6 protein-coding genes and 2 pseudogenes are annotated in these 10305 nt (G+C 68.6%); 7 read left to right on the plus strand and 1 reads right to left on the minus strand.

Annotation, left to right across the window (positions count from 1 at the left end; all coding sequences use genetic code 11):
- From ACR2FV_RS03540 to ACR2FV_RS03565, 6 genes and pseudogenes are all read left to right on the plus strand, one after another.
- Positions 1-578, plus strand: a pseudogene (locus ACR2FV_RS03540) (hypothetical protein); the annotation flags it as partial.
- A gap of 400 nt (positions 579-978) precedes the next feature.
- Complete coding sequence (locus tag ACR2FV_RS03545) at positions 979-2226, plus strand: hypothetical protein (RefSeq protein WP_434014321.1); 1248 nt, start codon at positions 979-981, stop codon at positions 2224-2226.
- A 293-nt stretch (positions 2227-2519) separates the two neighbouring features.
- Positions 2520-2666, plus strand: a complete 147-nt coding sequence (locus ACR2FV_RS03550) for a heavy-metal-associated domain-containing protein (RefSeq protein WP_434014326.1) — start codon at positions 2520-2522, stop codon at positions 2664-2666.
- Positions 2667-2814: 148 nt separating this feature from the next.
- The gene (locus tag ACR2FV_RS03555; protein ID WP_434014322.1) at positions 2815-6012 is read left to right on the plus strand and encodes an AfsR/SARP family transcriptional regulator; all 3198 of its coding nucleotides are present in this window, start codon (positions 2815-2817) and stop codon (positions 6010-6012) included.
- A 164-nt stretch (positions 6013-6176) separates the two neighbouring features.
- Positions 6177-6608 carry a cupin domain-containing protein gene (locus ACR2FV_RS03560; RefSeq protein WP_434014323.1) on the plus strand — a complete coding sequence of 144 codons (432 nt, stop codon included), beginning with the start codon at positions 6177-6179 and terminating at the stop codon, positions 6606-6608.
- Between the two features lie 345 nt (positions 6609-6953).
- Positions 6954-8137, plus strand: a pseudogene (locus ACR2FV_RS03565) (IS30 family transposase).
- 920 nt (positions 8138-9057) lie between these two features.
- On the opposite strand, the gene ACR2FV_RS03570 reads toward ACR2FV_RS03565, so the two are convergent.
- A complete protein-coding gene (locus ACR2FV_RS03570; protein WP_434014324.1) occupies positions 9058-9825 on the minus strand; it encodes a hypothetical protein in 768 nt (255 codons plus the stop codon).
- 238 nt (positions 9826-10063) lie between these two features.
- Between ACR2FV_RS03570 and ACR2FV_RS03575 the strand changes: the two genes are divergently transcribed.
- A partial coding sequence (locus ACR2FV_RS03575; protein WP_434014325.1) for an MFS transporter occupies positions 10064-10305 on the plus strand: 242 nt, incomplete at its 3' end.

The raw sequence follows: 10305 nt of genomic DNA on the forward strand, positions 1-10305 counted from the left end.
CACCACAGCTGACCGACGTCACAGGATTCAACGAAGTCTGGATCACACCCCTGCTGTTGCTTTTCGGTGCCGGGCTCTTCGCGGGCAACTATCTCGGTGGGAAGTTCGCCGATCGAAACCTGCGTGCCGCTGTGCTCGTGAGTCTCGGAGTGCTCGCGATTGCACTATTCACGATGACCGCCGCGATTCACAGCCAGCTGGCGACGGTCATCATGATGTTCGTCTTCGGCGCCGCAGCCTTCGCAGTCGTAGCGCCTTTGCAACTGCGTGTGATGGCGGCTGCCGGGCACGCACCGGACGTAGCCAGCGCCGCTAACATCTCCGCATTCACGCTGGGAAGCGCCATCGGGATCTACCTCGGAGGAGCCGCGATCGACTCCGGGTTCGGCTTCGCGTCGGTAAACTGGATCGGTGGTCTGATGACCACCGCCGGACTCGCGGTGGCACTACTGACCTACCGAACAGGTGGCGAGCTCGACCACCACACTCAGCCAGCCTCTCATCAGCATGAAAATAGCGGCCATCAACACGAGCCGAGTGCGCACACATCGCACCACCACGCCGAAGACGCGGCCTGAACCCCTCAGAACCGGCCCTGGCAACGCCAACTCTTGAGGCGCCCGTCGCAGCGTAGCTGGGAGGCTGGCCACCACTCACCAGCCTCCCAGCCCGCTTGGACGAGCCGAGCTCAAACCCGCTCCGTCCGGAGTCGCGTCAGCTTCTGTCGCGAGCTGCTGACGTGGGTGGCATGCTCAACGGCGACAGGGTGCGCCCGATTTCGACGTGCTCGTCGTGCGGATCGTGCCGGGCTTTACCGTCCTGAGGTGAGGAGCGCGAAGTGGACGCAACGCACCGGCGGGTGACGAGTCTCCGCGGCGCTGCACACCGAGCCCTCGCTTTCGTACGGTGGAGCGGAGCGTTGGGGTGAAACGGGGCGGACGGCCTCTGCCAGCAGTGTTCTGGCGAGCCTGGTGGGTTGTGCTGGTCGCGCGCGCGGCACAGTTCGTCGAAGCGTTCCTTCCACTGCTCCTGCTGCAGGAGGTCGGAGCGAGCGCCGGCGGCACCGCGGTGGTGCTGGTTGTCCAACAGCTTGCATCGACGTTGACCTACTGGGGCGAGGGCAGGTTGGTCCACCGCTTCGGAATGAGCGCAGTGATCCGATGGGGCCTGCTCGGTTCCGCGGTGGCCGTGGCAGCTCTGGCTAGCGCTGACTCGCTAGCGACTGGTGCGGCGGCTGCGGCGGTCTACGGTGCAAGCTCCGGCGCGTGGCGCTCCGCAGTCCACGCAGCTGTCCCAAGCGTTCTTGCTACCGCTCAAGCCGCTTCGCAAACGGATCCAGCAATCGATGATGCCAACGTCAGGTCGCACGCCTTCGGCGCTATCTTCTGGGCCGCCAATCTTGGGGCGATAGCCAGTGCGGCCGCCGGCGCCTCGGGCGTACCCCTGCGGGCTCTCTTCGCGGTGCAGGCTCTCACCACGGGCGCCGCCTTCCTGCTGAGCTGGCTGTTGCCTTCATCCCTCGGCCGGGCCGGCTCGCTTCCAGGCGTACCCGATTCGCAGGCACCGACGGCCGCGGACGCCCACCGTGCGCGACGAGACACCAGACTGCTGATGCTCGCGTTCGTCCCGGCAACCGTGCTCATGTTCCAGGCCTTCGGCGGACTCGCAGTCGCCATGCCACCCGATGCGTACCGACAGATGGTCCTGGTCAACGCCGTTGTCCTCGTCCTGGCCCAGCCGTTGACGTTGCCACTCTTGAAGTGGGCAGGAGCATCGGCGGCCACGGTCGGGGGGACTGTCGCGATGGCCGTGGGCATCGCCGCTCAGGCGCTCTGGCCGGACTCCCTGGTGCCGACCCTGGTCTGGACACTGGGGGAGTTGCTGATCATCATCGTTCCCGGTGCGCTGATCACGGCTGCGGTGCCCATGGCCGATGCAGCCGAGTACGTCGGACGATTCCAGGTGGTGCAGGGCGTCGCCGCCGCGGCCGCCCTGTACGTCGGACCTCTGCTCGCCGGCTCGGACACCACGACTTTCGCCGCGGCCTGTCTCGGTGCGGGACTTGCCGGAGTCGGGTCCGTGCTCCTGGTCCGATCGTTGGTCAGCGCGGCATGGGGACAACCCATCACCTGCCCGTGTGGAGCGCTGTTCTGCGTCTGCACCCAGACGCACGCACCCTGCGCCAACCCGACCCCCATCGTGGCCCACCAGGCAGTCGTGGCATAGACACACGCAGCCCTGCCGGGTGAGGTTGTCCCGACTTCTCGGCCGGACCGCTTGGTGCCGCGCGCATCGCCGCGATGGGCGCCCCTTTTTTCGGTGGCCTGGCTGCGCCCCCAGACGCCTGACGCGGCAGTCCAGGAGACGTCCGAGGCGGTCGCTTGACCTGGGATCCGATCGACAAGTCCTCGGCGGACACCCGGTCGCCGAGCAACAACTCGGGCCAGCATTTCCGGCCCTCAGAACCGCAAGGAACAAGCCCTATGTGCAGCACCGCAGAGACCCTACCCGTCGCTGGCATGACCTGCGGCCACTGCGTCGGCTCCGTCAGCGCCCAGCTCGGTGCCGTCCCGGGTGTGTCCGAGGTGGACGTCGACCTGGCCCCGGGCCAGGTCCGCACTCCCTCAGACCAGCCCGACCGAAGAGCAGGTCCCCGCCGCCGTTGAGGAGGCCGTCTACTCGCTGGCCGGCTGAGCACACGCACCGGCGGCGTCCACCCCGTCTGTCGGGCGTGGTTTCATGTAGGGACCGTCGGGTCATCGCTCTAGTCCCGCCGCTACGACACCATGACCCGAGGGTGGCGAGGAGAGAGCCATGGACGTGCGCTTCAGGTTGCTGGGTCCGATGGAGATCCTGGTCGAAGGGCGCCCTGTGGCGATGCCCGGCGCTGCCGAGCGCGCGGTCTTGGTCCAGCTCCTGCTCTCACCCGGCCGGACGATTCCGGCGACCATGCTGGTCGACCGACTCTGGTCGGAATCGTCCCTCCCGGTCGATCCGATGAATGCTCTGCAGATCCGGGTCTCGAAGCTGCGGCGCAGCCTGAGGGCGATCGGTGTGCCTGAGATGGTCACCCGCGAAGGCATGGGCTATCGCGCCAACGTCGATCCCCGCTCTGTCGACGCCGTCGACTTCGTTGCACGCGTGCGGGAGGCGCGGGGACACACCGCGGCTGATCCGGCCGGCGCCGACTCCCTCGAGGCGTACGACGAAGCTCTGGCCTTGTGGCGCGGCGACGCACTCAGTGACTTCGCAACCGAGCAGTGGACCACCATCGAGGCCGCCCGATTCGCCGAGCTCAGGCTGACCGCGCTCACGGAGCGTGCTCAGATCGCGCTGGCACTCGGCCGCCAGGGGGAGGTCGTCGCGGATCTCGAGCCCCTGGTCGCACACGATCCGACCCTCGAGTCGCTCACCGGCCTGCTCATGGTGGCCCTGTACCGCAGTGGCCGACAGGCGGAGGCGCTCGAGGCATACCGGCGCACCCGCGAAGTGCTAGACGAGTCCTTGGGCCTCGAGCCCTCTCTGACGTTGCGGTCCCTGCACGAACGGGTGCTGCGCCAGGACGAGGCGCTGGGCTCACAACCCGACCTGACCCTAGCGTCAGTGGCGGTGTCCGGCACCCGGCGTCGGGCCGAGGCAAGTGCCACCTCACCCACGAACCTGCCGACGGTGGTGCGTCCGCTGATCGGCCGTGATGCCCAGCTCGACTCCCTGGTGGAGCTTGTCCACGGCGCTCGCCTGTTGTCGTTGATCGGCCCCGGCGGTGCGGGTAAGACCTCCTTGGCTCTCGCGGCCGTGGTGCGAACCTCCGATGCCTTCCCCGACGGGGCATTCGGGGTCCGCCTTGCCTCTGTCGACACCGGCGACCAGGTGCCACTGGCCGTGGCCGACGCTCTGGGGGTGCCTCTGGACGGTGCGGTGGGGGACCGCGACGTACGCGAGCGAGTGGTCTCCTACCTGGTGAGACGCCGGCTTCTGCTGCTGGTCGACAACTGCGAGCACGTCATCGACGCTGCTGCCGGCCTCATCGACGAGATCCTGGGGCGGTGCCCGGAGGTGACGATCCTGGCGACCAGCCGTGAAGCACTCGCGGTCCCCGACGAAGTGCAGGTGCCCGTGGGCCCCCCGGAAACGCCGCCGGACGGCACGCCCGTCGGCAGCGTGCTGGTGTACCCGGCCGCGCAGCTCTTCGTCGAACGGGCCAGGTCGGTCCGGCCAGGGACGCTCTTCGGAGACGACGACCTCGCCGCGATTGGTCGCATCAGCCGCGCTCTCGACGGCATCCCGCTCGCGCTGGAGCTTGCTGGTGTTCGTGTCGCGACGATGTCACCCGTCGAGATTGCTGGCCGTCTGGACCAGCGGTTCGCGCTGCTCACCACCGGTGCGCGGACCGCCGAGGCACGGCAGCAGACGCTCCGTGCGACGGTCGACTGGAGCTATGCGTTGCTCACCGAGCGGGAGCAACGGGTGTTCAACCGGCTCGCCGTCTTCCAAGGAGGATGGAGTCTCACCGCCGCCGAAGCCGTCGTCAGCGACGCGAGTCTCCCGGTGGGAGAGGTGCTCGACATCATCGGCCGTCTGGTCGAGCGCTCCATGGTGGGGGTCGAGCGAGGGGCATCGACCCGCTACCGGATGCTCGACACCTTACGCCAGTACGCCGCCGAGCAGCTGCTCGCCACTGGTGAGCACGAGGCCGTGACCCAACGGCACGCGGAGTACTTCCGTGACGTCGTCCGCGACGCCGAACCGCACTTGCGCGGCCACGACCAGCGTGAGACGTTCCAACGGTTGCGCGAGGAGCAACCCAACATCAGGGCCGCGCTCGCGTGGCTGGGTCGGCCAAATGGGGATCTCGACTCGGCGCTCGAGACAGCTGGTGCCCTCGGGCTCTTCTGGCATCTCGGGCGCCACCTGGAGGGTCGGGAGGTCTTGTCCCGCCTGCTGGAATTGGGCAACGGCAGCCCGTCTTCGCGGGCCCGCGCCCTCCAGGCGGTCTCCTTGGTGGAGCGTCCGCGCGCGTGCCTGGTGCATCCCAGCCCGCGCTGCGCCGAGACTGCCCGGGAGAGCCTGGCGATCTTCGAGGACCTCGGGGACGATTCCCGCGCCGCCCTGTCGCGCGTCCTGCTGGCCGTCGAGGGGGTCACCGGCCAGGACCGTGACCAGGCTGAGGACTTGCTGCAGGCCGCCGAAGCACAGTTCGCAACCGACGGCGACGCATGGGGCGATGGGGTCGTCGGCTTCGTACGCATGGAGACCGCCCTGAAGAACGGCGACGAGACCGCCGCCGTCCCGATCGGGCGCGCAACCGCTGCGACGTTCCTGCGACTCGACGATCCGTGGGGCCTGTCGGCGATCCTGTACCACCTCGGTTGGGGTCTGCGACAGTTCGGCCGCTACGAGGAAGGGTCGCGGGTACTCGAGGAGGCGATCGACGTCGCGGCCGGGGCTGGCCTGTTCAACACTGTGCAGTGGGCGTTGGCCGACCTCGCGGTCGCCCAGCTCCACCTCGGCGACGAAGAGGCCGCCCGGGGGCTCTTCGACCGGGCGAGCGCCGCGTCGGAGCACGTCGGTGACGGCGCAGGCGCGGTCCTCGCCTGCTACGGCTACGGGCTGCTCGCCCAGGTCGGGGGCGAGTGGGACCTGGCCCGAGACCGTTTCTCCGAGGCATACGTCGGGTTCGGTGAGCTCGGCACCCCGGTGCCCGAGGGGCTCGCACTGGCCGGCCTGGCCCGGTGCGACGAAGCTGTGGGTGACGCGACCGCTGCCGGTGAGCGGTACGACGAGCTGCTCGAGCTCAGCCGCCGGGTCGGGGAGCCAGGGCTCACCAGCACCGCGCTGGAGGGCCTCTGTCGGCTAGCCATCGAGCGCGGGGACCGCGCGCTCGCCTCGACCCTCCTCGCCGAGGCGGCCCAGCTGCGTACCAGCTCGGCCCGGCCGCCGCCGCCGCACGAGCGGCGTGACCTCGCGGCCGTCATCGTTGACCTCGCGCCGGATTTCGTGTCGAACGTCTGACTTCCCAGGGTGGCACCGACACCCGACGGAGCGGAGCTACTGCCAGCGGTCCGGACCGCGACGACCGCTTCAAGCGACCGCGACACATTCAGGGGCAGTCCGCGCCGCGGAGACCGGTGGGCCCGAGGGATGACGGTGCACTCGTTGATCTTGGTGGGCTCGGTGTGCACTTCAAGGTGAGGGGGGAGCGGACTGGCGGCGCGTTCGCCGTGGTCGAACATCCCATCTCGCCCGGGATCATCGTCGAGCCTCACATCCACCGGCACGAGGATGAGCTGTCGTTCGTGCTCGAAGGAACTGTCTGGGCGCGGGTGGGGGAGCGAGAGGTGGAAGCCTCCGCTGGTTCGTATGTGTGGAAGCCGAGGAATGTCCTGCACACCTTCTGGAATCCAGGCCCGGACCCTGCGCGGATCCTTGAGACCATCTCACCCGCCGGCTTCGAGGACTTCTTCGAGGAGCTCGCTGTGCTCCTCCAGCAGTCACCCGCGCCATCTGACGACGCCGTCTACGGGCTGTGCGATCAGTACGGCCTGACCTTCGACCGCAGCTGGCTGCCTCAACTGGAGTCGCGCTTTGGGCGGATGCGCATGGTCTAGAGGTCCCAGTTCACGCAGGCTGGTGCGCTGGACATGCTGGAACTGGTGGTCTGGTTGTTCACCCCAGCGCAGCTCGATCCGCCGGGGCACGGGGCGGCGCCCGGGCGGGGTTCCGCAGGGCCAGCACGACCGACGGGGTCGACCGTCCGGCAGTCCCCGGTCACGGTTGCGCATGGCAGCCAAGGTCGAGGGCCAGGTTGGCTGGTTCTGTTCGCGGTCCCGCTTGCGGAAGATGTTGTGGAAGGCGTACCCGAGAAGAAGTCCGATGACGATGTCGAGTGACCCAAGAGATGTACCTTGGGTTCTAGTCATCGTCGCAACACTGACCTCATGGAGAGTGACGCGATGGCTCGTCGGGGACGCAAGCGGAACCTGGAGAAGGAACGGTTGTACTGGGACTTGCTGGCCTCTGGGGCGGGCACGGTGCAGGCGTGCCGTCAGGTCGGTATCGGACGGCGGACGGGGCTGCGGTGGCGCCGGGAGAACGGGGGCATCAGGCGCCGCGATGAGACACTGCCTGCACCGGTCGCCGGTCGGTACCTGTCGCTGTTCGAGCGGGAGCGGGTGCAGACGTTGACCGGCCAGGGTGTCGGCGTGCGGGGGATCGCTGCCCGGTTGGGTCGCAGCCCCTCCACGATCAGTAGGGAGCTTGCCCGCCCCGTGGTCCGGCACAGCTACGACGCCGGGCAGGCACACCGGGACGCCCAGCAGCAAGCGAAGCGGCCTCGACGCTCCAAGCTGGCCGCTGACGTGTGGTTGCACGACTTCGTCCAGGCCAAGCTGGAGTTGGAGTGGAGCCCGGAGCAGATCAGTGGCTACCTTCGCACCCATCACCGCGAGCACCTGGTCAGCGCCGAGACGATCTATCAGGGCCTGTACCTGCCGCACCGGGGGGCGCTGCGCCGGGACCTGGCCAAGAGGCTGCGCACGGGGCGTACGTTGCGTCAGCCTCGCCGGCCCAAGAACAAGCGCGCTACCCGGTACATCGACCCGGGCCGTCTCATCCAGGACCGTCCCGGCGAGGTGGCGGACCGTGCCGTGGCGGGGACTGGGAAGGGGATCTGATCACCGGGGCCTACAACGCCACGGCGATCGCCACGCTGGTCGAGCGCACCAGCGGGTACGTCCAGTTGGTGCACCTGCCCACCGATCACACGGCGGCCCTGGTGTGCCCCGCGGTGGCCGCGGCCATGCTCGGGATGCCGGCGGTGATGCGCCAGTCCCTGACCTGGGACCAGGGCGCGGAGATGGCCGCGCGCGCCACCATCACCAGCATCCTGGGGCACGGGGTGTTCTTCGCCCACCCCGGCAGCCCGTGGCAGCGCGGGAGCAACGAGAACACGAACGGGTTGCTGCGTCAGTACTTCCCCAAGAGCACCGACCTGTCCGTGCACACCGCCCCGGAACTCCGCGCCGTGCAGGACCGCCTCAACAACCGGCCACGCAAGCGCCACGGGTGGAAGAGCCCTGCTGAGATCTACGCCCAGCACGTGCCACAATCAGAGCCCACCGTTGCGACGACCAGTTGATTTCGCCAACGCATGAACGAGCTGCGATCGCATCGAACAGTTGCAGGAGGACACGTGCCCTCGCTCGAACGTCGAGTCACCGCTTTCGGACTGGGCGGGCTCGCCTTCTTCCAACTGGCACTCGCGACAGGCGCCCCGTGGGGTCGCGCCAGTTATGGGGGCGCGCATTCCGGTGTACTGCCGGACCACCTCAGAGTCGTCAGCGCCGCTGCCACGCTGCTCTACTCCGGGCTGACTTGGGCTGTGGTGAGCCCGTGCACGCCGGTGCATATGCGCCGACGGCTTCTCACCGGGGTCGCCGGCCTGATGGGCGTCGGCGTAGTCATGAACGGCATCTCGCCCTCCTGGCCGGAGCGGGCCATCTGGACGCCGACCGCGGCCCTGTTGGCACTGTCCGCTTGGCGCGCGCGTCAACAGGTAGCGACTCCGCCACCCGCCACTCCCTGACGGCGCAGCAACGTGATCGGGACAGGCCTAACGACCTACCTGCGGCAGTAGCTGCGGGCGAAGTGCAGGGGCCGAGCCCGCACCGGACTCCATCGTCAGCCAACTTCAACGACTTTTCAGCGTACATCTTGTTGCAGGGGGCTGGAGGGGTACCCCGTCACCGCGGTCGAGCATGACGGGCCAGGCCTGGTCGTCGCGGTTAAGTCGCCGCCGGGGCCAATGGGGTGCCCGGCGTGCGGGGTGGTCGCGGTCAGCCACGGCCGCCGGGTCCATGAAGTGATCGACGCGCCGTGCTCACCAGCCCGGTGCCGTTGCGGTGGCGCAAGCGCACGTGGGCCTGCCCGGAGCTGGCCTGCCGGTCGGAACGTTCACCGAGCGCGATGGTGACCTGGCCGTGCCGCGCTCCCGACTGTCCACCCGCGCTCGATGGTGGGCGGTGTGGCTGCTGCGCCGTGAGCACTCCATATCAGGTGTCAGAAACTGGTGTCAGGTGCGTCGCTCAGGGTGGTCAGCACGTCCCTCATGTAGGTGAGGGCTGATCGGGCGTCGCTGAATGAAGCGTGAAGCTCGTGTGTGCTGGCGGCGGCGTCGATGCGGCGGGTGATGTCTGCGAGGAGCTGGGCGCGGACGAGGACGCCGAAGTCACCGGTGGTGTCGAGGTAGGGAAGGACCTGCGCTGCGTGGACGAGGTGGTCGGTGGCGGCCATCATGGTGATGAACTCGACGGCCACCATGCGGGTGACGTCGGTGTAATCGCTGTCGAGCAATACCTCGATGTTGTCGCGCAGCAGCCGGTAGCCGGCCACCCTGTCACCCCCTTGGAACGTCAGCCGGGCCTGGACGGCCTGGATCACGCGGTAGGTGCCGGCGGGCAGCTCCGTCTCCTCTTCTGCCGCGCCGAAGAAGCGTGCCGCCTCCTCATGGCCGCCCTGGTACTGCGCGGCATACCCCTGCATGCCGAGCGCGAAGTAGCGCAGCGTCGGCGCCCCGTTGTGGTGCCGCTGCGCCATCGTGGCGGCGAACCTCTCGAGGTCGGAGAAGCGCTGCAGCGTCATGAGTGAGGAGGCGACGCCGGAGATCTCGACGAGGTCGGCCGCGTGGCCCTCGCCGTGCTCTCGCAGCCAACGCACCGCGGCGGGTGCGGCGGTGTGGGAGTCCTCCCCGACCTCCGCCAGGTATGCCGTGTTGACCGGATGACGGGGTGGTCGGAGTGGCCGTACCGCCGCAGAAGTTTCGCCCAACCCTCGTGGTCCCCGGCCTGCGCCCTCCGGTGACCGGCCACCACCTGAAGACGGCCGCCCACGGACGTATGTCGGCAGAGCTGCGCTCTGGCGCCTCGGCACACGACCGCCGTGCGAGATGCGTAGTCAGCGGGTTCCGTCGCGACAGAAACGGGACAGGGGGAGGACAGGCGCCCGGTGCAACCTTCCGGCATCGGCAGCATCACCGCGCCGCTCAACATTGAAAGAGAGGGAACCCATGTCTTCCACCGCACCCGCCGCGGAAAGGACCGGCGACCGGCGCTGGCTGGCGCTGGGGCTCATCGCCGCGGCTCAGTTCATGGTCATCATGGACACGTCCATCATCGGGGTGGCGCTGCCCGAGATGCAGCAGGACCTCGGCTTCGACCCGCAGAACCTCAGCTGGGTCTTCAACGCCTACGTCGTCGCGTTCGGCGGTCTCCTGCTCCTCGGCGGCCGCCTGTCCGACCTGCTCGGGGC

This window comes from Ornithinimicrobium sp. (assembly GCF_051004135.1).
In the GTDB taxonomy this organism is placed as follows: domain Bacteria; phylum Actinomycetota; class Actinomycetes; order Actinomycetales; family Dermatophilaceae; genus Ornithinicoccus.